This window comes from Amycolatopsis albidoflavus, assembly GCF_039525725.1.
GTDB classification, from domain to species: Bacteria; Actinomycetota; Actinomycetes; order Mycobacteriales; family Pseudonocardiaceae; genus Amycolatopsis; species Amycolatopsis albidoflava.
Genome location: NZ_BAAAHV010000022.1, coordinates 173,522 through 196,118, shown reverse-complemented (window position 1 = coordinate 196,118; position 22,597 = coordinate 173,522). Strand labels below are relative to the sequence as shown.

The 22,597-nt window shown below is 69.3% G+C and carries 21 protein-coding genes; 11 read left to right on the top strand and 10 right to left on the bottom strand.

Features of this window, described 5'->3' with window-relative positions:
• The first annotated feature begins 112 nt into the window (after positions 1 to 112).
• On the top strand, positions 113 to 1,639 hold the full coding sequence (locus ABD156_RS34015; protein WP_344285283.1) for a GH25 family lysozyme: 1,527 nt from the start codon (positions 113 to 115) through the stop codon (positions 1,637 to 1,639).
• Positions 1,640 to 1,772: 133 nt separating this feature from the next.
• Here ABD156_RS34015 and ABD156_RS34010 read toward each other — a convergent pair whose 3' ends face one another.
• A complete protein-coding gene (locus ABD156_RS34010; protein WP_344283512.1) occupies positions 1,773 to 2,810 on the bottom strand; it encodes a M48 family metallopeptidase in 1,038 nt (345 codons plus the stop codon).
• A gap of 417 nt (positions 2,811 to 3,227) precedes the next feature.
• Here ABD156_RS34010 and ABD156_RS34005 point away from each other — a divergent pair, with 417 nt between their 5' ends.
• The gene (locus ABD156_RS34005; RefSeq protein ID WP_377927205.1) at positions 3,228 to 4,085 is read left to right on the top strand and encodes an SAM-dependent methyltransferase; all 858 of its coding nucleotides are present in this window, start codon (positions 3,228 to 3,230) and stop codon (positions 4,083 to 4,085) included.
• A 27-nt stretch (positions 4,086 to 4,112) separates the two neighbouring features.
• Here ABD156_RS34005 and ABD156_RS34000 read toward each other — a convergent pair whose 3' ends face one another.
• Positions 4,113 to 5,069, bottom strand: coding sequence for an SMP-30/gluconolactonase/LRE family protein (locus ABD156_RS34000; protein WP_344283510.1), 957 nt, complete (start codon positions 5,067 to 5,069; stop codon positions 4,113 to 4,115).
• 103 nt (positions 5,070 to 5,172) lie between these two features.
• Between ABD156_RS34000 and ABD156_RS33995 the strand changes: the two genes are divergently transcribed.
• The 4 genes from ABD156_RS33995 (at position 5,173) to ABD156_RS33980 (ending at position 7,559) form a co-directional block, all read left to right on the top strand.
• The gene (locus tag ABD156_RS33995) at positions 5,173 to 5,754 is read left to right on the top strand and encodes a TetR/AcrR family transcriptional regulator (protein ID WP_344285277.1); all 582 of its coding nucleotides are present in this window, start codon (positions 5,173 to 5,175) and stop codon (positions 5,752 to 5,754) included.
• Between the two features lie 70 nt (positions 5,755 to 5,824).
• Positions 5,825 to 6,253, top strand: a complete 429-nt coding sequence (locus tag ABD156_RS33990; RefSeq protein WP_344283507.1) for a HutD/Ves family protein — start codon at positions 5,825 to 5,827, stop codon at positions 6,251 to 6,253.
• A gap of 8 nt (positions 6,254 to 6,261) precedes the next feature.
• A complete protein-coding gene (locus ABD156_RS33985; protein ID WP_344283504.1) occupies positions 6,262 to 7,089 on the top strand; it encodes an SCO6745 family protein in 828 nt (275 codons plus the stop codon).
• A gap of 59 nt (positions 7,090 to 7,148) precedes the next feature.
• A complete protein-coding gene (locus tag ABD156_RS33980; protein ID WP_344283501.1) occupies positions 7,149 to 7,559 on the top strand; it encodes a hypothetical protein in 411 nt (136 codons plus the stop codon).
• A 2-nt stretch (positions 7,560 to 7,561) separates the two neighbouring features.
• Here the strand turns inward: ABD156_RS33980 and ABD156_RS33975 are convergent, their stop codons facing one another.
• On the bottom strand, positions 7,562 to 9,274 hold the full coding sequence (locus ABD156_RS33975; RefSeq protein ID WP_344283498.1) for a DUF1003 domain-containing protein: 1,713 nt from the start codon (positions 9,272 to 9,274) through the stop codon (positions 7,562 to 7,564).
• 467 nt (positions 9,275 to 9,741) lie between these two features.
• Here ABD156_RS33975 and ABD156_RS33970 point away from each other — a divergent pair, with 467 nt between their 5' ends.
• From ABD156_RS33970 to ABD156_RS33960, 3 genes are all read left to right on the top strand, one after another.
• Entirely contained in the window at positions 9,742 to 10,707 is a 966-nt protein-coding gene (locus tag ABD156_RS33970) for a helix-turn-helix transcriptional regulator (protein WP_344283495.1), read from the top strand.
• Positions 10,708 to 10,895: 188 nt separating this feature from the next.
• A complete protein-coding gene (locus ABD156_RS33965; protein ID WP_344283492.1) occupies positions 10,896 to 11,621 on the top strand; it encodes a GAF and ANTAR domain-containing protein in 726 nt (241 codons plus the stop codon).
• Between the two features lie 100 nt (positions 11,622 to 11,721).
• Positions 11,722 to 12,210, top strand: coding sequence for a DinB family protein (locus ABD156_RS33960; protein ID WP_344285275.1), 489 nt, complete (start codon positions 11,722 to 11,724; stop codon positions 12,208 to 12,210).
• Here the strand turns inward: ABD156_RS33960 and ABD156_RS33955 are convergent.
• Complete coding sequence (locus ABD156_RS33955) at positions 12,200 to 13,525, bottom strand: outer membrane protein assembly factor BamB family protein (protein ID WP_344283489.1); 1,326 nt, start codon at positions 13,523 to 13,525, stop codon at positions 12,200 to 12,202. The two genes, ABD156_RS33960 and ABD156_RS33955, sit on opposite strands and share 11 nt — an antisense overlap.
• Before the next feature lie 185 nt (positions 13,526 to 13,710).
• Between ABD156_RS33955 and ABD156_RS33950 the strand changes: the two genes are divergently transcribed.
• Together ABD156_RS33950 and ABD156_RS33945 are read left to right on the top strand one after the other, a co-directional pair.
• A complete protein-coding gene (locus tag ABD156_RS33950) occupies positions 13,711 to 15,228 on the top strand; it encodes a molybdopterin-dependent oxidoreductase (protein ID WP_344283485.1) in 1,518 nt (505 codons plus the stop codon).
• Between the two features lie 64 nt (positions 15,229 to 15,292).
• Positions 15,293 to 15,946: a fasciclin domain-containing protein gene (locus tag ABD156_RS33945; RefSeq protein ID WP_344283482.1), complete on the top strand. Its 654-nt coding sequence runs from the start codon at positions 15,293 to 15,295 to the stop codon at positions 15,944 to 15,946.
• A 64-nt stretch (positions 15,947 to 16,010) separates the two neighbouring features.
• Here ABD156_RS33945 and ABD156_RS33940 read toward each other — a convergent pair whose 3' ends face one another.
• Genes ABD156_RS33940 through ABD156_RS33915 form a run of 6 tightly spaced genes read right to left on the bottom strand, consistent with a single transcriptional unit; the run spans position 16,011 to position 22,530 of the window.
• Positions 16,011 to 17,351 (bottom strand): MFS transporter, encoded by a 1,341-nt coding sequence (locus tag ABD156_RS33940; RefSeq protein WP_344283479.1) that lies wholly within the window; start codon positions 17,349 to 17,351, stop codon positions 16,011 to 16,013.
• A complete protein-coding gene (locus tag ABD156_RS33935; RefSeq protein ID WP_344283477.1) occupies positions 17,341 to 17,745 on the bottom strand; it encodes a RidA family protein in 405 nt (134 codons plus the stop codon). The genes ABD156_RS33940 and ABD156_RS33935 overlap by 11 nt, the downstream gene beginning before the upstream one ends.
• Positions 17,742 to 18,434, bottom strand: a complete 693-nt coding sequence (locus ABD156_RS33930) for a hypothetical protein (RefSeq protein WP_344283474.1) — start codon at positions 18,432 to 18,434, stop codon at positions 17,742 to 17,744. Before ABD156_RS33930 ends, ABD156_RS33935 begins: the two co-directional genes overlap by 4 nt.
• Positions 18,431 to 19,420, bottom strand: coding sequence for a membrane dipeptidase (locus ABD156_RS33925; RefSeq protein ID WP_344283471.1), 990 nt, complete (start codon positions 19,418 to 19,420; stop codon positions 18,431 to 18,433). The genes ABD156_RS33930 and ABD156_RS33925 overlap by 4 nt, the downstream gene beginning before the upstream one ends.
• Positions 19,421 to 21,073, bottom strand: coding sequence for a hypothetical protein (locus ABD156_RS33920; RefSeq protein ID WP_344283468.1), 1,653 nt, complete (start codon positions 21,071 to 21,073; stop codon positions 19,421 to 19,423).
• Positions 21,070 to 22,530: an aldehyde dehydrogenase family protein gene (locus ABD156_RS33915; RefSeq protein WP_344283465.1), complete on the bottom strand. Its 1,461-nt coding sequence runs from the start codon at positions 22,528 to 22,530 to the stop codon at positions 21,070 to 21,072. The genes ABD156_RS33920 and ABD156_RS33915 overlap by 4 nt, the downstream gene beginning before the upstream one ends.
• Positions 22,531 to 22,597 lie beyond the last annotated feature (67 nt).

Here is a 22,597-nt window from a genome sequence, read left to right as displayed (position 1 = left end):
GGCCGCTGGCGCGGTCACCGCGTTGCTCGCCTGTGTACTGGCCGGGACACCGGCCGCGGCATCGACTAGTTCACCCAGCCCGAGCGCACCCGCGCATCCGGGTTCTGACTACATGGGCTCGACCATCGGCAAAGACCCCGCCGCAAAGCCGAAAACCGCCCCGCGTGCGGCCATGGCGGCGGGCGTGACGACGCCGGGCATGGACGTATCCCATTACCAGGGCACAGTGGACTGGGGCGCGGCAGCGGGCAACGGCGCGAAGTTCGCGTACATGAAAGCCACCGAGAGCACGACCTACACCGACCCGCAGTTCGCGACCAACTACGCCGGGGCCGCGAACGCCGGGATCCTGCGCGGCGCCTACCACTTCGGCCTGCCCGACACCTCGACCGGCGCGGCGCAGGCGCAGTTCTTCCTCAGCCACGGCGGCGGCTGGGTCTCCGACGGCAGAACCCTCCCGCCCGTGCTCGACATCGAGTACAACCCCTACAGCACCGCGGACTGGACCGGCTGGTGCTACAACATGACCCCGGCCCAGATCACCGCCTGGATCACCGACTTCACCACCACGATCCACGACCGCACGAACCGGTGGCCGGTCATCTACACCACCAACGGCTGGTGGAACCACTGCACCGGCAACAACCCCGGCTTCGCCCACGATCCACTGTGGATCGCCGCCGCCATCACCATGCCCGCCAGCTGGACCGACTACACCTTCGCCCAGACCACGACGTCGGGCACCTTCCCCGGCGACCAGGACGTCTTCAACGGCACCCTCACCGACCTCCAGACCCTCGCCGCCGGCACCGAACCGGACAAGATCACCGAGCACTACAACGCGCTCGGCGGGTCGGCCTCCTACCTCGGCACCCCGACCGGCGGCAGGTACCCGGCCGGCGGCGGCTGGGCGCAGAACTACCAGTACGGCGTCATCGGCTACAACCCGCCCACCGGGGCCTACGCAGTGCACGGCGCGATCGCCCAGCACTACCAGGAACTCGGCGGCCCCAACGGCTTCCTCGGCCTGCCCACCACCGACGAAACCCTCACCCCCGACGCCAGCGGCAGCTACAACCACTTCACCAACTCGGGCTCGATCTACTGGACCTCGACCACCGGCGCGCGCTCACTCCACGGAGCCATCCGGGACAAATGGGCCGCGCTGGGCTGGGAACGCGGGCTGGGCTACCCCACCACCGACGAAACCGGCACGCCCGACGGAGCCGGCCGCTACAACCACTTCAACGGAGCCCAAGGCTCCTCCATCTACTGGACCCCCGCCACCGGCGCGCAGTCCATCCAAGGCGCCATCCGGCAGAAATGGGCCGACCTCGGCTGGGAACGCGGCCTCGGCTACCCCACCACCGACGAAACCGGCACCCCGGACGGAGCCGGCCGCTACAACCACTTCAACGGAGCCCAAGGCTCCTCGATCTACTGGACTCCCGCCACCGGCGCGCAATCGATCCACGGAGCCATCCGGCAGAAGTGGGCCGACCTCGGCTGGGAAAAGGGCGGCCTCGGGTACCCGACCAGCGACGAGTACGGCGTCACCGGCGGCCGCCGCAACAACTTCCAGCACGGAACCATCACCTGGTACAGCGCCAACGGAACCACCCAGGTCGCCTACAGCTGATCAGAACCAGCGCGATCTTCCTCGCAGTCAACGGCGAAACGGCTGGCCCGCAGGCGATCTGCGGGCCAGCCGTTCTTGGCTCAACGAGCCGGATTCGCGACGCAGAGCACGGATCCGGCACATCGCGGCCGAATCAGCCGTTGCCATTTCCCGAATCCCCGCCGAACTTGGTCCAAACCTTGCTGGCCGCGCCGGCAACAGTTTCCCCGACTTCGGTGAAGACCTTCGTCAGCGGATCCGCCGAAGCATTCCAGGAATCCTTGTACGACTTGGCCGCGGACTTAAGGTCGTCCTTCCAGTCCGTCGTCGGCGCGTCGTCGTCGCGGCGAGGGTAATCGCCCGACAGGATCGCCCGGTACTGCTCCGACGCGGCCCATTTCTGCAGCTGCGTCGCTCGCACCACAGCGAACGGATGGGTCTCGGTCTCGACGTTTTTCAGCTTCAGCAAGCTGTCCCGGATGTCTTCGACCGACTCGTATTCCGCTCCCTGCTGGAGGAAGGACGGAATGTCGATGCGAGACGGATCCACGCCGCCCGCCAGCTGGATCTGCGCCCGCAGCGCCGCGGCCGGGTCCTGGCCGCAGAGCAGGCCCGCGCGGTCGCAGGACAACTCCGCCTTGCGGTACCACTCGCTCAGCGCCGCGATGATCGCCCGGATGCCGAGCGCGCTCACCGGGGTCCAGGACATCGACAGCTGGAGGCCGATCAGGCGCACCATGATCGTGCGGTAGACCGCGTGCCCGGACAGCACGTGCCCCATCTCGTGCCCGATGGCGAACCTCAGCGATTCGTGGCTCATCTGGTCGACGAGCGCGGTGCTGATCCGGATGAACGGCTCGTCCATGCCCAGCGCGGACGCCTGCAGCCGCGGATCCTGGTAGACGAACAGGTTCGGCACGGCGGGGAGATCCAGCGTCTCGGCGCATTCGTGACGCAGCCGGTCGAGTTCCGGATACTGCCGCGGCCCGACGCGGATTGACGAGGCCAGCGCCATCAGCCGTTCGCCGCGTTCGTTGTAGAAGCCGGAGACCGCGCGGATCACCTGAGCGAATCCGGGCACCGCGCGCAGCGTGGCGAGCGCGCCGCGATCCACCGGATGTTCGTAGGCTCTCGGGCTGATTCCCGGAAAACGGACGGCGTCCCGGCGCGCGGGTTCGATTTCGTCAGTCATGACTCCCCCATAAAAGTTTCTGCCCGCAGCCTACTCAACGCCCGCCGACAGATCGTTCCGCGGCCCCGGAATGCGGCGCTTCCCGTTGCGGGCTGGCGGAAACCTTGTTGTCCAGACCACAGCAGACTGCTGTACGGGGCGGGGCGGATGGGCCGAACGGAGCATTCTTTTGCCGACGTCTTCGCGCGCGGGGAATTCGGGCACGCGATTTCGGCGGCCAAGGACCAAGGCAAGCCAGACCGGGCGAGTGGGCCGGTGTCGCCGGGCGGGAGCGGACCTGGTTCGGCTCCCCGCGGCCTCGGTCCCGCTGCGCTGGTGGTCGCCGCCAACCCGGACAACCCGCACTCGGGCAAGCACGCCCGTCCGGCGCGATCGCCCGGATTGGATACGATTGGTCACGACTGCGGGGGAGGCAGCGTGGCGCAAGGACCTGAAGAGCCCATCCCGGGCGTGGACCTCGACCGCCCCAGCGTGGCGCGGGTTTACGACTGGTATCTCGGCGGCACGGCCAACTGGGCCATCGACCGCGAGTTCGGCAAAATGGTCCTCGCGGCGTTCCCGGCGGGCATGTACTGCGCCAGAGCCAACCGAGCCTTCCTGCACCGCGCGGTGCGGCACCTGGTCCGGCTTGGCGTGCGCCAGTTCGTCGACATCGGCTCCGGCGTCCCGACGATGGGCAACGTGCACCAGATCGCCGACGAGGTCGCGCCGGACTCCCGTGTCGTCTACATCGACCGCGAGCCCGTCGCGGTCGCGCATTCCCGGATCCTGCTGGAGCGCCACGGCGATCCCGAGCGCCACGCGGTCATCCAGGGCGATCTTCGCGAACCGGACGAGCTGTGGCAATCCGTCGCGGACACCGGCGTCGTCGACCTCGACGAACCGCTGGCCCTGCTGGTCACCGCGGTCCTGCACATCCAGCAGCCCGGCCCGGACGGCCGCGACCTCGGGCCCGAGGCCATCGCGCGGTACCGGGAAATGCTTTCCCCTGGTTCGTATCTGGTCCTGTCGCAGATCACCCACGAGGGCCTGCCCGACGACATCGCCCGCCAATTGCACGCGGTCATCGAGCTGTACGACACCAACGTCAGCAAGCACGTGCTGCGCTCGAACGCGGAAATCCACGCCCTGTTCGGCGACTTCGAGCTCCTCGACCCCGGCGTCACGTGGACCGCCGCCTGGCATCCGGAGGAGAGCGGGGCCAACACGCCGGTCATCGACTTCGCGGACCCCAGCGAGGCGGGGATGCTGGCCGGGGTCGCGCGCAAACCCTGAAACCGCTGTAGCGCAACGATAATCGGCTCACTGCCTGTGCAGGTCGGCCCGCAGCAGCATCGCGTTCCGGAAGACGCCGTCCGGAGGCGCGGTCGTCCCGCCGTCCGTGGTCACGTAGAGGGCTCGCCCCTCCTCGCCGGGCACCCAGGCGGCGCTGGACGGCCCGATCAGGCGCTCGTCGAACGGCTCGCCCGCGACGTGCCGGACCTCGCTGCCGTGCCGCGGGATCAGCGGCACCCGGTCCAGCGTGTTGGCGCGATGCCTGGTGACGTAAGCGAAACCGGCCTCCTCATCGAGCGCGAAGTCGTCGGCGTTGTCGATCGCGGCGACGAATTCCGCGTCCCCCGCCGGGTCGAGGGTGGCGGGGTCCACCGGCACTCGCATGAAGACTTTCTGCGCCGTCGAGGTGTAGTAGAGGTATCCGGTTCGCGCGCTGTACCGGATTCCGTTGACGCCTGGCTGGCGCGGCGGGGCGACCTCGGCGTCCGGGTCGTCGGCCATCGTGTCGTGCTCCAGCCAGATCCGGGCCTGGCCGCCGCGGGCCTCGGCATCGAGGTCGACGCGCCAGATCAACCCGGCGAAGCAGTCCGCGACGGCCAGCACTCCGTCGCCGAGCAGACAGCTGCCGTTGAGCGCGCGCACGCGGTCGTCGAAGGTGAAGACGATCTCCGGGGACACCGGTTCGCCGGGCGTCCAGCCGGTGAGGTCGAGCCGGGCCAGGTGGGATTCGTGGGTGGTGTAGCCCTCGGTCAGGCTGATCAGGAAGACGTCCGGCAGCACCTCGGCGATCCCGGTCACGGGGTGGTCGAAGCGGTGCACGAGAACGGGCCGTCGCGGTTCCGCCACGATCCACAGCTCCTGCTGCAGAAGGACGGTGACCAGCACCGACCCGTCGGCGCGGACGGCGAGATTCTCCGGGAAGTACTTCTCCGGGAAGGACGCGACCGGGGTCAGCGTGACGTCGGGGACGGGGGTCATCGGCATGAGGGGCGCTCCCTGAGTTAAAAGAGGACGGACATCCGCTTTTCTTTCACGCTAGGCTGCGGACGCGAGGAGTGTCAAGGCGAGGGAGCGGACGTTGCCGAGGGTGAGCCAGCAGTACAAGGACAGCCAGCGCGGGGAAATCCTGGCGGCCGCGCGCCGCTGCTTCCTCCGCAACGGCTTCCACCGCACGTCGATGCAGGACGTCTTCGCCGAGGCGGGCAAGTCGGCGGGCGCGGTCTACCGGTACTTCCAGAAGAAGGAGGACATGATCGTCGCCGTCGCCGCGCAGAATCTCGACGACGTCACCGGGGTTCTGCACGCCGCCCTCGACCGAGGCGCCGGCGAGAACGGCGTCGGCGAGGTGATGGCGGAACTGCTGGAGGCCGTGACCGATCTGCACCGCGACCGGCAGCTGGCGGGCATGGCGGTGCTGGTCTGGTCGGAAGCGCAGCGCAATCCGGAACTGGCCGATCGGCTCACCGCGGCGTCGGTCGAGATGAGTGCCGAGGTGGCTGGTCTCGTGCGCAGCAGGCAGGAGGCCGGGGCCTGGGCCGGTGCGTCGGCCGATGCTCTCGCGCAGGCGATTTTGGCGCTCCTGCCCGGGTTTCTCTTCAACCTGGCGCTGTCCGGACCGGACGGAGTGGCCGGATTCCCCGACGCGGTTCGCACGCTTTTGCCGCAGTGATCCCGCCTAGCGCGCGGAGGACGGGCGGGGGCCGTTTGCGTCCGCCCTCGAGACCGGGTGAGATACTCTGATGCTCATCCCGTCCGAAGTCACCCCGGTCCCCTGGCGCAACGGAGCAGGCACCACGCGGGAGCTCGCCGCCGATCCCTCGGGGGAAACGCTGTGGCGGATCAGCGTCGCGGATCTTCTCGAAGACGCCCCGTTCTCGGCTTTCCCGGGAATCGACCGGCTTTTCACCGCCCTCGGACCGCTCCGGCTGACGATCAACGGGACAGCGACGGACCTCGAGCGCGGCGACCAGATCCGGTTCGCCGGCGAGGACACCGTGACGGTCTCCCTCGATCAGCCGACCCAGGCCCTGAACGTGATGACCCGGCGCGGGCGGTACCGAGCCGAGGTCGTCCTGCGCTCCCCGGAGGCAGACCGCGCGGACGGGGTGGCCGCGACGGTCGATCTCGGCGGGCAAATCGCCGAAGTTTTCCTCGCCGCACTGGCATGATGCAGCCCATGACCAGCACCGCCCGGCGCATGTTCGAGCTCCTGGAGCCGATCTGCCTCGTCACGTTCTTCGCCGACGAATGCAACGAGGAACTGGCCGCGCTCGGCCACCGCACCTACTGGGACGGCTATTTCGCCAGCCGCGCCGCGCCGTTGGGACGGCCGCCGGCGGAGGTCGTGCACGCGGCTTTCTACAACTTCGCCGAGGGCGAGGCCGCGCGGCACATCCCGAGCGCGTGGGAGACGATCCCGGCCGAGGCGTCCGTCGCCGCACGCGAACGGGGCAGCGCGGCCTCGGTGCGCCGGATTCTCGGCGACGAACTGGCTAGCTCGCCGGGGTTGGTGCGGGCCGCCGACCTGACCGCCAAAGCCGCGACGAGCGCATCCACCGTGGGGCGCGTCATGTACGCCGGAATGCGGAGTCTTCCGGTGCCGAGCGACCCGGTCGCCCGGCTCTGGCACTCCGCGACCATGCTGCGCGAGCACCGCGGGGACGGGCACATCGCCGCGCTGGTCGGCGCGCGGATCGGCGGGACCGAGGCACACATTTTGTCGGCGCTCGAGATGGGCATCCATCCGCCGGAGTCGTTCGGGCGCGTGCATCACCTGCCGAAGAAGCGACTGGCGGCGGTCATGGACGGATTGCGCGAGCGGGGGCTTGTGGACGCTGACGGACATTTCACGGACGCCGGTCGCGAGCTCAAGCAAAGCATCGAAGACCTGACCGACGAGCTGGCTGCCGCACCGTACGAAGCCCTCACATCCGCCGAACTCGACGAGTTGATCGCTGTGCTGGAGCCGATCACCGCCACGCTGGTGGCTGCTGGGTCGAAGTGACGTAACAGCACCACGCCTCGCCGCGACTTCGGGGAATCCGAGTCACAACGAGGTGTCTCATGTCCCTGGCCAAAGCCTTCGCCACCACCACCCCGACGGCCGAACCGACGAGCGGCAACCTCGGCGACTCGGCGCCGGCGGGCACCAAGAACGTCAGCGACTTCGTCACCGTCCAGTCGCTGACCAACTTCGCCGCCATGACCGGTGCCGTGTCCGCCGCCTGGGGCGGCGCGCAAAGATTCTGGAATCCCTTGCACGGCCAGTGGTTCCCGTTCACGCTCTGCGCCCTGTTCGGCCTGGTCTCGCTGCTGGCCTCGCGGCCGGGCGAGAAAATGCTCGACGCCAACGGCACCGCGTTGCCCGGCCAGCCGTCGAGCCTGATCCGCTGGCTGCAGCCGTCGTTCATCGCGCTGGTCAACGTCTTCGTGCTCTACGGAGCCGTCGTCGGAGCGGCCTCGGCGATCAGGTGACCTCAGTCGTGCCGGGCGGCCAGGCGGACGGCGTCCATGGCCGCGACCTCCTTGGGCGTCCGGCGTTGCGCGCCCACCCCGAGGAATCCGCCTTCCTGGTTCACTTCGGCGACGACCGTGGCGATCTCCACCAGGAACTCGCGGAAGTCCGGCAGTTCCGCCGGCGCGGTGCCGGCGACGATCGCGGCGGCTGAGCGGATGGTCTTTTCCGCGTACGGCAGGTATTCCGAGTACTTGACGCCCGGCCGCAGGCCTGTGTCGAAGGCCGACGAGGCCGCCACCTCGCGGATGAATCGCCTCGGGTGCGCGACGCTGGCCTCGCGCAGGGTTTTCACCAGCGCGAACATCTCGTCCGAATCGACCCCGCCGACCGACAGCCCGACCAGGATTCCCGACGCCATCATCGCCCGCTGCAGCGTCGCCCATTCCTCGGCGGTGAAGTCCTCCTCGCCCGCGCCGCCGCGAGCGCGCCCGTCGCGGACCACCTGCATGCCCACGCTGGCCACCAGGCCCGGGATGCTGCGCGCGACGTGCAGTTTCCGCGTCCGCGCCGGTTCCGGCAGGTCGTCCCAGGCGACCAGGTCGGGGTCGGGCAGTTCGCCGGAGGACTGCTCGGTCCGCCACCGGTCGTGTTCGCGCTGGGCCAGCAGGAGGACCTCGTCGTCGCCGAACGCGACGGTGAGGGCGGGGTCGAACGCGGGCACCATCACGCAGCCGACCAGCGCCAGATGCTCGCCCAGCTGCCGGGCCTGGGCGCGGGTGACCGCCTTGTGCTCCTCGGGGGCCTGGTCCCAGCGGGGCGGGACCCAGGCGTGGACGGTCCGCTGGGCATGGCCGTCGACGTCGTGCAGGGCCCGCGCTAGATCCTCGATCAGCTCGCCCCGGGTGTAGCGGCTGAGGTCCTCGATCAGCCGGTCCTGCGCCTCCAGCCGGGCCTTCATCCGGCGGCATTCGTGCAGCACCGCCTCGCCGTTGAGGAAGGTCTGCTCGGAACGCCGGTCGCCGGCCTGGCCGAGCACGCCCTGGCCGACCATGATCACGATCATGAAGATCAGCTGGACCAGCGTGGACAGGAAGGTCATGAACGCGAACGGGTACGGGTCCAGCGTCTGCACGCCCAGCCCGGCCAGTCCCATCCACACCACCTGCGTCCCGGCGGCCAGGTAGAACGCCCACATGCTGCCGAGCCGCTGCGTCAGCCAGGCCGCGATCCGGCCGTTGACGCTCACCGCCTGGTCGAGCGCCTGCGGCGGCCGCTGCACCCGGTGCTGCTGGATCCACGGATGCGGGCTCGACTCCAGCAGGCTCACGCCGCGGCTGAGCGCCCGGTCGTGCTGGTCGAGATGCCGCTGCAGGTCCGCGATCTGCTCGAAGACGGCCTCGGCGTTGTCGTAGGTCTGGATCGAACGCCGGTCCGCCGCGCCGCCCAGCACCCGCTGGCCGACCAGGATCACCAGGCACAGCACCAGCTGCACCACGTTGTCGAGGAACAGCAGGAACGCGAAGGGATACGGGTCGGCCGCCCGCAGCGGGCCCCAAGTCGCCAGCGCCATCCACCCGGCGACGAGGGCGAGCACGACGTACAGCGCGGGCATCGAGCCGATCGCCCGGGTCAGCGCGGCCGCGAACGCGCCGTTGAAGCCGATCTGCTCGTCCGCGGTCGTGGCCGGACGCCGCGGCAAGCGCGGCAGCCGCGGCATTCGGCGGCGGTTCACCCGATCCGTCCGGATTCGGTGGTCGCACCGGTTTCCCAGCACGCTTTCGTTTGCTCCGTGGATCCGCGCCGCGTCACCGTCGAGCCCCTTCCGCATTCCGCCGGTCTCTGCGCACCAGTATCCCGGCGCGGCCCGGGAGGGGTCCACGGCGCCCGTGCTCGACTGTCCACTGAGGACCGTCGACGGCGGCGGCGGCGCGAAACAGTACGGGCATTCGGAAAAGAAATCGTTTTCCCCGACCATTACCGCGCGGCGGGAGAAAACGCGGTCTCCCGGCTTTCCCCGGCAGGCGGTACCGTTGCGGAAGCGCTGGCACGGCGGAAAGGCAGGTTCCGGCAGTCCGGCGATGGTGAGGCGTTTTCGCATTCGGCGCACTGCCGGGGGACGGCTATTTCCGCCGGCCCGGAATTGCCTGCCCGGCAGGCAGCGCGGCGGTGTTCGGACGCCCCTGACCGGCGGGAATCGTGATGAAAGAGCTCGATTTCGACAGCGAAGACCTGGAAGTCACCGAGGAGTTCCTCAGCAGGGCCTACACCAGGATGCAGATCGGCGGCGACGTCGAGCAGACCCGGGCGCACGTCTCCCGCAATGTCGTGGGACCGGTGAGCGTGGACGATCTCGAGTTCGATTACGACATGAGCCACGACGCCGGGACGCTCGGCAAAATCTGCCTCGGAAACGTGCATTCCGGTTCCATCGTCCGGCAGTACTTCCCGGACGGGGAGGAAGGGTTCTTCGGGCCCGGCGACGTATTCGTCTACGCCCCGCACGACCGGCCTTACGCCGGGGTGATCCGCCGTTCCGGCTACAACCTCGTCATGTTCGACCCGCACCTGCTGACCCGGGTGGCCGCCGGGCTCCCCGGCCGCAGGCCCGATCCGGTGCGGCTCACCGGCGACCGGCCGGTTTCCCCGGCGGCGGCACTGCATTTGCGGCGCACCATCGCTTACCTGCGCGAGGGCCTCTGCGCCGACGCCGAACTGAGCCAGCAGCCGCTGCTCGTCTCGGCCGCGTCGCAACTGCTGGCCGCGAGCGTGCTGACCGCGTTCCCGAACACCGCGACGACCGAGCCGACCGGCGAGGACCGCCACGACGCGCACTCGGCCACCCTGCGCCGCGCCGTCGCCTACATCGACCAGCACGCCCGCGAAGACCTGTCCGTAGCCGACATCGCCGAGGCCGTGCACGTCAGCGTCCGCACGGTGCAGGTCGCCTTCCGGCGGCACCTGGACACCACCCCGATGGGCTATCTGCGCCGGGTCCGGCTCTCCCACGCCCACGCCGACCTGGTGGCCGCCGACCCCGCGGGCGCCGTCACGGTCACCGCTGTCGCCGCCCGATGGGGCTTCTTCCAGCTCGGCCGATTCGCCGCCGCTTACCGCGCCGCCTACGGCTGCTCCCCGCACCAGACCCTCGTGCAGCGCGGTCCTTGAAGAGGGAGGCTGCGTTTTCTGCATGCCCGGCGCGGGATGCTGCGTTCCCGGCATGGCCGCGCCGGGCCGATCCGGGCTTCACTTGACGGATGCGGCAAACCGCCGCGGACGCCGGCGCCGTACCGCCGCGCAGCCGGTCGACTCGTTTCGCCGCACGCGCCCGGTTCCCGCCTGCCCGGAGGGGAACCATGCCTGCCACCGAACGCGAAACGCTGGTCGCCGAGGCCGTGCTCAGTCTGACCGCCTGCGACCGGCCGGTCCCGGACCTGCTGCACGACCTCACAACCAGCGTGGCCGAGCTGCTCGGCCTGCGGGCCGCCGGGGTCGCGGTCCTCGACCAGGCCGGGAAAGCGGACTGCCTCACCACCTCTGACGAAACGTTCCTCCCCTTGGCCCGCAGCCAGTTCGAACTCGGCGAAGGCCCGGCGGTGGACACCATCCGCACCGGTGCGGTACTGCCCCCGGTCACGCTGCGGCCCACCGGACCGCGGCGCTGGCCCCGTTTCACCGCCCGGGCGCTGCGGGCCGGGGTCGTTCGCGCCGCCGCCGTGCCGCTCAGAGCGGGCGAATACACGGTCGGCGCGGTGACGTTGTTCAGCGGGACGCCGTCGGTTCCGGCCGCCCACGACCTGCGGCTGGCGCAAGCCCTGGCCGACGCCGCCGGGACCGGACTGTCGCAGCGCCAGGCGTTGCGGACGAGGGACGAGATCATCGGCCAGCTGCAATCGGCACTGGACTCCCGGGTCGTGATAGAACAGGCCAAGGGGATTCTGTCCGCGCGTCTGGACGTCGATCTGGGAGAAGCCTTCGAGCGGCTCCGTTCGTACGCCCGCGGGCAGCGGCTGAAGCTGAACGAACTGGCCGGGCTGGTGGTGCGGGGAGAAATCCCGTCCGAGCTGAGGGCGATCGCCTGAAGCTTCCGCGAGCGGAAGGTCCACAGAGGACGGTTCAGCCGAAGCAGTCCGGCGGGGGCTTTGCCCGGCCGCGACGATCCGGCAAGCTGGACCCGTGTCCATGGAATCAGTGATCGGCGACGCCGCCAAGAAACAGTTCGAATTCTTCATCGACGAGCACCGCGAAGCGCTCCAGCGCTGCCTCGACGGGCTCACCGAGGAGCAGGCCCGCCGATCGCTCGTGCCGTCGCGGACCACGTTGCTCGGGCTGGTCAAACACGTGACCTTCGTGGAGAAGGTCTGGTTCGACGAAGCCGTCACCGGCCGTCCGCGCGCCGAGATCGGGATCCCGGAGACGCCGGACGAATCGTTCGCCCTCGGCGACGACGACACCATCGCGTCCGTCCAGCAGGCGCACCGCGAAGCGTGCGAGAACGCCCGCCAGGCCACCGCGTCGCTCGAACTGACCGACATCCTTCCCGGCAACCGGCGCGGCCCGCTGCCGCTGCGGTTCGTCTACCTGCACGTTCTGCGCGAGCTGGCGCAGCACTGCGGCCACGCGGACATCCTCCGCGAGCAGATCCTCGCCGACGACGGAGCTACTTCTTGACCGGATACGCCTTGGGCACGCCGTCCTTGTCGACGCCGGCCGCGGCGTACTTGCTGACCCAGTCCGGCACGTAGCCGACGTTGGTGGACAGGTCCTTGCCGGTCTTGGCGTCCAGGACGATCGGCTGCCGTCCGTTGGTGTAGCCGTACAGCGCGCCGTGCCAGGCGGCGGTCAGGCCGCCCGGCGGGACGCGGTTCGCGGCCTGGTCCGGCAGGCTCCAGAGCTTGGTCCCGGCCTTGGCGTCGTAGGCGGTCAGCACGCCGGAGTCGGTGCAGGCGAGCACCGACTGCTCGTCGTACAGGCAGTCGCCGTACGAGTCGGGGCCCAGGTTGCGGGTGCCTTCCACGGAGAACTTCTCGGTACCCGTCGCCGCGTCGAGGAACTTCAGGAATGCGTGCCCGCTGCTGTACTCATTCGCTTTCAGGACCACCATCGCCGGGTCGCCCCGCATGATCTCGACCGCGCTCGATTTGGCGGCCGCGACCCACTTCTGCGCGCCGCTCGCGACGTCGAGGGCGGTCGCCTGGACCATCGAGGAGTTCTCGGCCACGTTGGAGTCGACGCCGACCACGACGTCGCCGTTCAGGCTCCCCGCGTCGAATTTCTTGCGCTCCCACAGCTGTTTCCCGGTCGCCGGGTCCAGTCCGACGGTGAGGTTGCCCTCCGACTGCGTGAAGCTGGCGACCACGGCCTTGTCGGTGGCCGCGACAACGTGGGTGACCGAACGATTGCCGCTGATCCCGTACTGGTCGTCGGCGATCTTGGTGTTCGTCTGCCAGGCCTTGACGCCGGTCTCGGGATTCACCGCGATGACGGCGAGCGCGAGGTAGCCCGGCGTCGTGCCCTGCTCGGGCATCCGCAGCGGGACGGCTCCGACGACCAGTTTGTCCGTGACGAGCGGCGGACGCGGGCCGCTTTGCTCGACGAACGGGCCGTTGTGCGCGTTCGGGTCCGCGGCCGGGCCTTCGATCTTGATATTCCACTTCTCGCCGCCGGTGAGCACGTCGACCGCGCTCAGCGATTCGGGGGCGATGATGTAGCCGGTACGGTCGCGCAGCGTCATGAACTTCGACGTCACGGAGCCGCCCAGGTTGGCCTGCAGCGCCGTGCGGGGCAGCGTGACGCCCTTGCTGGTGTCGAACGCCAGCGGCGGATCGGCGGTCACCGCTTCCGGCTGGGCGGACGAGGCTGGCGGCTGCTGCCCGGCCGGTCCGGCCTGGTCAGTGGGCAGGTTGGTCGGGAGCGACCCGCCGCCGCACGCGGCCGTCGCGGCCAGCACCCCCAGGCAGGCCGCAATGCTCAACATTCGCCGCATCGGTGTCCCCGTTCTCCCGATCCACTGCTCCATTCGGAGTCGTCCGGGAACTTAGCCGACAGAACGGCCGCGTGTGCACGAGATCACACAAATGCGGCGAAAAAGGTGACCCGGGCCCTCGCCGCGACCCGGACGGGTGAGCAACGGGCACCCATCCGCAGCCGGTCCGGCCGCGAATGCCTGGCATGACCTCCCGTCTGCGGATCCTTCCGGCGGCGCTCTGCGGCGTCCTCGCTCTGGTGTCGGCGCTGGCCGCCGGGCACCTGGCGGCGTCCTTCGGCAACGTCAACGCCTCGCCGTATCTCGCGGTCGGGAACGGGGCGATCGATCTGACGCCGCTGCCGGTGAAGGACTTCGCGGTGCGGACCTTCGGCACCTACGACAAAGCTGTCCTGCTCGGCGGCATGGCGGTGGTGTTGCTGCTCGTGTCCGCCGCGGCCGGGGTGCTGTCGCGGCGATCGCCGTGGCCGGGAGTTTCGATCATTGTCGCGTTTGGACTGATCGGCGGGGTCGCGGTGGCCGCGCGGCCGGATCTGACCGCGGTCGCGTTGCTGGCTCCGCTGGTCAGTTTGGTGGTGGGAGCGGGAGTTTTCCTTCTGCTGCACCGGATCGCTATCCGGCAGCAGAGGACGGACGTTTCACGACGGTCGTTCTTGCTCGGCAGCGTGGGGACCGTCGTCGGGGCCGGAGTGCTCGGCGGTGCCGGGCAGGTGATCAGCGGGACCCGGGACGCCACCGCTTCTCGGGCGGCGGTCGGCCCGCTCGTGCCCGCGGTCTCGGCGCCGCCGATCCCCGCCGACGCGGACTTCGCCAAGCTCGGGACTCCGCCGTTCCTCACGCCGAACCGGAACTTCTATCGCGTCGACACCGCGTTGTCCGTTCCGCAGGTTCGCACCGAGGATTGGAGCCTGCGGATCCACGGGATGGTCGAGCGGGAAGTCCGGTACCGGTACCGCGATCTCCGCGACCGGCCGCTGGTCGAGCGGACCGTGACGATGACGTGCGTGTCCAATGAGGTCGGTGGCGACTACGTGTCCACTTCGAACTTCATCGGGGTCGATCTCGCCGATTTGCTCGCCGAAGCCGGAGTACGGCCGGGCGCGGAGCAGTTGTTCTGCTCCAGTGTGGACGGTTGGACATCTGGCACCCCGGTCGCCGCCGCAATGGATCGTTCGCGTGGCGCGATGCTGGCTCTCGGGATGAACCGCGAGCCGTTGCCGCTGGAGCACGGCTTTCCCGCACGGCTGGTCACTCCTGGGCTTTACGGGTATGTCTCGGCGGTCAAGTGGGTCGTGGACATCGAGGTCACGACGTGGAAGGCCCGGCAGGCGTACTGGCTCCGCCGGGGCTGGGGCGAGCAGGCGCCGATCAAGACCGAATCGCGGATCGACACTCCCAAAGGCTTCGCGACCGTTCCGTCCGGCGCGGTGCGGATCGCTGGCGTCGCTTGGGCACAGCACACCGGGATCGCCAAGGTGGAGATCAAAGTGGACGGTGGAGCCTGGCAGCCGACCACGTTGTCCGCCGAGGTGAATCCGAATACCTGGCGGATGTGGTGGACGCAGATCTCGGTGAAACCCGGTACGCACCAGGTTTTCGTGCGGGCGACCGACAAATCCGGCTACACCCAGACCGAAGCCCGCGCCGGCACCGTGCCCGACGGAGCCACCGGCTGGCATTCCACGACTTTTATCGCCTCCTGACCAATCCGGTCCCCACCTGGTTCCGAATCCCCGGTGAACAGTCCACTGTGAACGGAGAATTGCCGTGAAGTCCCTTCGCCTCGCCGGTATCGGTGCCGTCGCTGCTCTCGCCCTCACCGCGTGCGGCAGCAGCACCGACAACACCGCCTCGAGCAGCGCCCCTTCCGCGACGCCCTCGTCGGCGGCGCCGATGTCCAGCAGCAGTTCCGGCGTCACCACCAACGACCAGGTCTTCGGCCCCGCCTGTTCCCAGCTCCCGCAGGGCAGCGCGCCGGGTTCGCTCGACTCGATGGGCCCGCAGCCGGTCGCGTCCGCCGCCTCGACGAACCCGCTGCTCACGAAGCTGGTCGCGGCGGTCAAGGCCACCAACCTGGTCGACACGCTCAACAGCCAGCAGGCCATCACCGTCTTCGCCCCGGCCGACCCGGCGTTCAACGCCCTCGGCGACGCGAAGTTCAAGGAGCTGGCGGCCAACCCGAACCAGCTCGCCCCGATCCTGCAGTACCACGTCGTCGGAAAGCGCTACGACGCCAAGGGTCTCGAACAGGCCGGCACCTTGACCTCGTTGAACGCGGCGGGCGGGCCGCTGAAGATCGAGGGTTCCGGCGACAACCTGACGGTCAACGGCGCGAAGATCCTGTGCGGGAACATCCCGACCAAGAACGCGACTGTCTTCGTGATCGACAAGGTGCTCACCCCGGGCACCAACAAGAACTGAGCCACCGGGCCCGGCGCGCCTCCCCCGCGCCGGGCCCGGTTTCCGTTCCGCTGAGTCAGCTGAGTCAGCTGAGCGAAGAAGCCACGTGCAGGTCGATGTTCTTCGTCTCCGGGGCCATGAACGCGCTCACGATCGCGCCCAAGGCGGCGATACCGGCGGCGATGTACATCGTGGCCGACAGCCCGAGGTTGGTCAGCGACCACGGGGTCGCGAAGGTGCCGACGGCCGCGCCGATCCGGCTGATCCCGGTGCACAGCCCCACCGCCGACGCGCGGACCTCGGTCGGGAACAGCTCGTTCGGGTAGATCCATTCCAAAATGGACGGTCCGCCGTTGAACACCGCGTACACCGCGAAAGCCAATGCGATCAACCACAGTGCGGCGCCCGGTTGCAGGCCGAGATAGAACAGCCCGGCCGCGGAAATCGCGAAGCCCCAGATCAGCACGGGGCGACGGCCGAGCCGGTCCACCAGCAGCAGCGCGGCGATGTTTCCGACGAAGAAGAAGAAATTGATCAGCCCGTACCCGAGGTGCGACAGATTGCCGCCGCCGAGGTTGAACAGTTCGAGAATCCGCGGCCCGAACGCGTAGATCGCGAACAGCGGGACCACCGTGCACGTCCAGAAAATCGAGATGAACACGACTCGTTTGAGGTACCCGCGGCGCCACAACGCGGACATCGGGGTTTTGGTCTCGGCTTCCGGAAGATCGTCCAGCGTCGCGTGCTCGCCGATCGTCGTGCGCAGCACCTCCAGCGCTTCGGCGTCGCGGCCCTTGCTGTGCAGCCAGCGCGGCGATTCCGGGATGCTGGTGCGGGCGATCACGATCAGCAGCGCGGGCACCGCCGAGGACAGCAGCATCCACTTCCAGCCCTGGTCCACGTTCAGCAGGAAGAACCCGACGAACGCGGCGACCGTCGCGCCGACGAACCACATCGCGTTCAGCCCGCCGACCAGCCGAGCCCGCCACGCCTTCGGCGCGAACTCGGTGACCAGCGCGGTGGCGATCGGATAGTCCGCGCCCACCGCGACGCCGATCAGCAGCCGCAGCACGAACAGCTGCGCCGCGTCGGCCACGAAGAACTGCAGCACCGAGCAGACGATGATCGCGATCAGGTCGATCGTGTACATCAGCTTCCGGCCGATCCGGTCGGTGAGCGGGCCGAACACCGCTCCCCCGATGAACACGCCGACCAGCGCGGACGCGCCGATCAGGCCGGACCACAACGAGTCCATCTGCCATTGCGGGCCGATCTGCACCAGCGCGATGCCGATGATGCTGAGGATGTAGCCGTCCAGGAACGGCCCGCCGGAGGAATACAGCGCCAACTTGCGGTGAAACCCGTTGAGGCGGGCGGAATCCAGGGTCGCCCGGACAGCGGTGTCCGGTGCGCGGTCAGTCTTCATTTCGGTTGGTCTCCTCGCTGCCGACCGCCGCCACGGCGTCGATCTCGATGCGTTTCGTCCCCCGGAATCCGGCGACCTGGACCGTGGTCCGCGGCGGCAGGTCGATGCCGGCGAAACGGTCGAGGTAAGCCTGGTGGTAGGCGTCGAACTCGCCGAGATCGGCGAGGAACACCGTCAGTTTGAGCAGCGTGCGCAGGCTCCCTCCCGCGGCCCGCAAAGTGTCCTCGAGGTTGTCGAGTGCCACCCGCACCTGCTCGTCGATTTCCTCCGGGACGCTGCCGTCCCGCCGTGCCGGAACCTGCCCGCACGCCCAGATCACGCCGCCGAACACAGCGGCGCCGGCGTAGGGACGAGGTCCGTGCGGATGCGCTACCAGCTCACGCGACGCGGTCATCGGCCCTCCCGGTGGTCCGGAATCAGGAACCCGCGCGCGATCGAATACACGTGGGTCCACAGTGGAGTTTTCACGGACACGCCATGGGTGACCGCTTCGCGATACCGCTGCTTTCGTTCCGCCGCAGTGGAAACGACTTCACCGGCGGGAACGTCGGACAGCGGGCGGATCACCAATCCCGCGACCGGCGGACGCGGTTCGGCTTCAGCGGGAAGCCTGAGCAGATGCCCGTCCGGAGTAACAATAGTGCGTTGCGATCCGTCCGAAAGGGACAGAACCCGGCCGGATCGTTCTGCGATGTCCAGCGCGGCCCAATCCAACGCCGGGGCTCCCGCCATGCCGGGCACGACCAACGTGCCCACCACGGCCGCGGTTTCGCACGCAGGCACGAAGGCCTGCAGCGGACCGCGAGAAGCCGGGTCGTGCGCGACGGCGTAACCGTCGCAATGTTCCAGCCGCAGACCGACTCGCCCAGCCGGAACCCGCGCCGTCTCCGTGACCAACGCGTCGAGCCCGGCGCTCTCGTGGACCTCAGCGGACGCGATGACCTCGGCCAGATACTCCGCCTCGCCGCTGCTCAGCCCCGAGGCCCGCAACGCACGCAGCGAAACCTCGTGGATCTCCCGCACGGACACCCGGGTAAGGACGGTTTCGGCGGTCGAAACGCGCTCGGCCCTCGCCGCGGTCATTGCCCGGCTCCGGGGAAAACCGTGTCGAACAGCCGGAGCCAGTTGCCGCCCAGCACCTGCGCCACCACGGTTTCGTCCAGGCCCACCTCCAGCAGTCCCTCGGTGAGCACCGGGAAATCAGCGGGTCCGCCGAACCAGTTCGGCCACACCGGCCACTGCGGTTCCACCGGCACCGCGGACGCGGGCCGCCACCGGCCGTTGCGCAGCCAAGCGACGTAGTCCTGCGACCAGTTGCGCGTGCAGTCGCTGCCGAGCGCGACGTGGTCCGGGCCGATCCTCTCCACCAGTGCGGCGACCATCTCGCAGAACTGCCGCCGGGTCGTCTTCTCGCCGCCGATCACGTTGGGGTACAAGCAACAGCCGAGCACGCCGCCACGCGCGGCGAGGGCGTCGATGACATCGTCCGGCTTGTTGCGCGGCGAATCGGCGAACGACAGCGGGTTCGCGTGCGTGATCGCGACCGGTCCGGCCGAGGCGTCGATGGCGTCGCGGCTGGTGCGGTTCCCGACGTGCGAGAGGTCGACGAGCATGCCGACGCGGTTCATCTCCGAGATGATGAACCGGCCGTACGCGGTAAGCCCGGAATCGTGCTCGTCGTAACAGGCGCCGCCGACGAGGTTCTGGATGTTGTAGGTCAGCTGCGCGATGCGCACGCCGAGCCGGTGGAACACCTCGACCATCCGGTAGTCGTCGCCGAACGGCGAGGTGTTCTGGAAGCCGAGCAGCACGGCGAGCCTGCCGTCGCGCTTCGCCTGCCGGATGTCGTCGGCGTTCTCCGCCAGGACAACCAAGTCGGCGTTGTCCCGGGCGAGTTCGTACCAATCCGCGACCGCGCGCAGCGTTTCCTGCGGGCCTTCCCACACCGCACAAGTCGCGTTGACGCCGGTGACGCCGCCCGCTTTCAGCTCCTCCAGGACCTTGCGGTCCCAGTTGTTGATCTGCAGTCCGTCGACGACCGTGAGGTCGCCGTGCTCCAGGGGGTCCACTCAGGACTCCTTTCCGGGCTTGCGGGTGAACAGCCAGTCGTCGTCCACTCCGGACTCCACGTCGCTCGCCCGGGGCGCGCCCGAGAACAGCGTGACGCGCAACCAGTCGGTCGACTGCGGGCTGTAGTTCTCCATGCCGTAGAGGGCCAGCTGGAACCGCTGCAGGTGCAGCGGAAGGAAATCGTCGGCGAGCAGGTTCGCCCGGACCTCGCCGTAACGGAGCCCGGCGACCGACTGCACGCGCGCGACAATGCCACGATGCCAAGGGAATTCCAGCAGGAACTCCGCCACCGAACGGTCGGCGTCGGCGGCTGCCAGATCGTGCCGGAGGGCGTGCACGGCGCGGGCGATGTCGATCGGGTGTTCCATCGATTCGCCCGGGTCCTGACCGCGCTTGCCGCGCCGCGGTTCTTCGTTGTCCTCCGCGGAGAACCAGAACCTGGCTTGTTCGTTCGGGTCGGTGAAGTCGAATGCGCGGGTCCAGCCGTACCGGTCGGCCAGTAGGTCGCGCAGCTGCCCGCAGGTCTGGGTGATCTCGACTCGCCGACGCTGGTCGCAGGTCAGCAGGTGCTCGATCTCCGCGTCGAGCGAGTCGTCCAGTTCGACCAGAACGGTGTGCAGCACTGCCTGTGCTTCGGCGCCGAACTCCGCGGCTCGGTCGTCGAGGTCCCGCCAGCGGAAGCCGCCCGCCGGGAATTCGCTGAGCAGAGAAGCGATTCCGTCGATCCGTTCGGCCATTTCCGGTCCGGTCAGGTACGGCGCGGTCGTCAGGGTGTCGCGTTCGCGGAAGTACCGCCGGGCGCGGTCGAGCAGCTCGCCCGCCCGCCGTACGGAACCGGGATCGGCTTTCGCGTCGAGGGCATGGGCCAGTGGCAATTCCCGCGCCGAGCACCAGGCGTCGAGGATGCTCGGATGGTTCACCACGAACGGAACCATGCCGAGTCCGGTCGCGTTGCCCAGGCCGAGGTAGCGCCGCCAGTCGCCGGAAAGCCTTGCCGCAGCAGGGTTTCGTCGCACCGCACAGTGCTCGGCCAGGTCGTAGCTGAACTCGCGCAGCAGCCACGCGGCCAGCATCTGCGCCCGGTACGGCACCCGCAGCGGCGGGACTTCGGCAAGCCGGTCGAAGTCGGCGAGACCGAACTTTCCGTTGCTGTAGAAGGCGGTGCTGCGCAGGATGTAGCACGCGTCGCCCATCGTGGCGCAGTCTGGCTGTTCACCGGCAGCTAGTTGAGCCACCACGTAGTCGAAGAATCGCTCGCTGCGGTTGGCGCGGGTCCACACCAGTGTCGCGGCGTCAGCACGGCCAGCTTCCTGCCGTGGTACTTCACGACGCAGCTCCGCCAGTCGGGAATCCGGAACTGGACCTTCCACCAGGGCAGCCGTGACATCCCACCGCTTCGCGATGACCCGGTCGGTGCGCTCGTTTTCTTGCAGCACAGTGGAAAACACCGCGAAGTGCAGCAGCGTGCCGTCGGCGTCGATCCGGTATACCGCTTCGCCGTGACCGTTGTCGTCGAACTCCCAGCGGACGGTGGAGACCGTCCAGCGCTCCCGAGCCGCCTGGCGGAGGAACGACCGCGCGAAACTGTGCCGGGTGTAGCGGGCGGCGCCCAGTTCCTTCGGGGCGAGCGCCGTGTCCGCGGGCCGGGTCACGATCGGTCCCGGGGCGCGGACGTCCGCAGGTACGCGGTTTTGGTCCAGGTGAAGAACTCCGCGGCGGATTCGCCGTTCTGCTCGCGGGGCGCGGGGAACGACGAGTCCTTGAGCCCGCCGAACGGAGCGTGCACCTCGGACCCGGTGTTCGGCGCGTTGACCTTCACGATGCCCGCGTCCAGATCGCGCAGGCACTGGCGTACGGCGCGCTCGTCGTCGGTGAACACCGCGGCGGTGAGCCCGAAGCGGGTCCCGTTCGCCAGCCGGATCGCCTCGTCCAGGTCGGCGGCGCGCAGCACCGTGGCGACCGGGCCGAACACCTCCTCGTGGCTGATCGTCAGTTCGGGTGTCCCGGCCAGCAGCGTCGGCGCGACGAACGCCCCGCCCTCCGGGCTGTCCGCGCGAGCCAGCACTGTCGCGCCTTCGTCCACCGCCTGCTGGATCGCGTCCTCGACCTCTTCAGCCGCCCGCGCGGACACCAACGGTCCAATCTCGACTCCCGGCGTCGTCCCCGGCCCGACGACGAGACCCTTGACCCGGGCGGACAGCTCAGCAACGAGCCGGTCATAGGCATCCCCGACCGCGATGATCCGGCGGGCGGCCGTGCACTTCTGCCCGGTCCCGCTCATCGACGCGGTGACCAGCGCCGCTGCCGCCTCCGCCGGGTTGGCGTCGGGCAGGACGATCGCCGCACTGTGCCCGCCGAGTTCAAGCTGCACCTTCGCCCCGCGCGGCACGACCGCGGCCTGGATCGCCCGGCCGACCGGCACCGACCCGGTGAAGGTGACGCCGGACAGCTCCGGCCGTTCCACCAGCTCCGCGCCGAGCGAACCGGGCGCGAGCAGCAGGTTGAGCACGCCGTCCGGAACCCCGGCCTCGACGAGGATCTCGGCGAACGCCACCGCCAGCGCGACCGTGTCGCTGGCCGGCTTCCACACCACGGCGTTGCCCCACAGCAACGCGGGCGCCAGCTTCCACGCCGGAATCTGCACCGGGAAGTTCCACGGCGTGATCACCCCGACGACACCGAGCGGACGACGCACGGTCCGCACGACCTCGTCCGGGTTGCCGGACGGGTAGAGCACGCCGTCAGCACTGCGTGCCCGGCCCGCGTGATAGTGCAGCGTCTCCACCGAAGCGGCCACCTCGCCCCGCGACTCGGCCAGCGTCTTGCCCTGCTCGCGGGTCATCAGCGCGGCCACCGATTCGGCGCGCTGGGCGAGCAGTTCCGCGGCCCGCCGCAGCACGAGACCGCGAGCGATGGTGCCCTGACGGTCCCACTCCGGCTGTGCCGCCACCGCCGCGCGCACCGCCTCGTCGAGCAGCTCCGGACCGGCCGTCCGGTACTCGGCCACGATGTGCGCCGGGTCCACGGGATCGACACTCTGCGCGACCGGTCCGTCGCCGGGAACCCACCGTCCCGCTACGAAGTGCTGCAACGACAATGCGTGATCCACGGGTGCTCCTCGACGTTCGCGACGGTGCTTGTCGTCCATGACGCTAAGTCGCGCGGAACACAGAGTG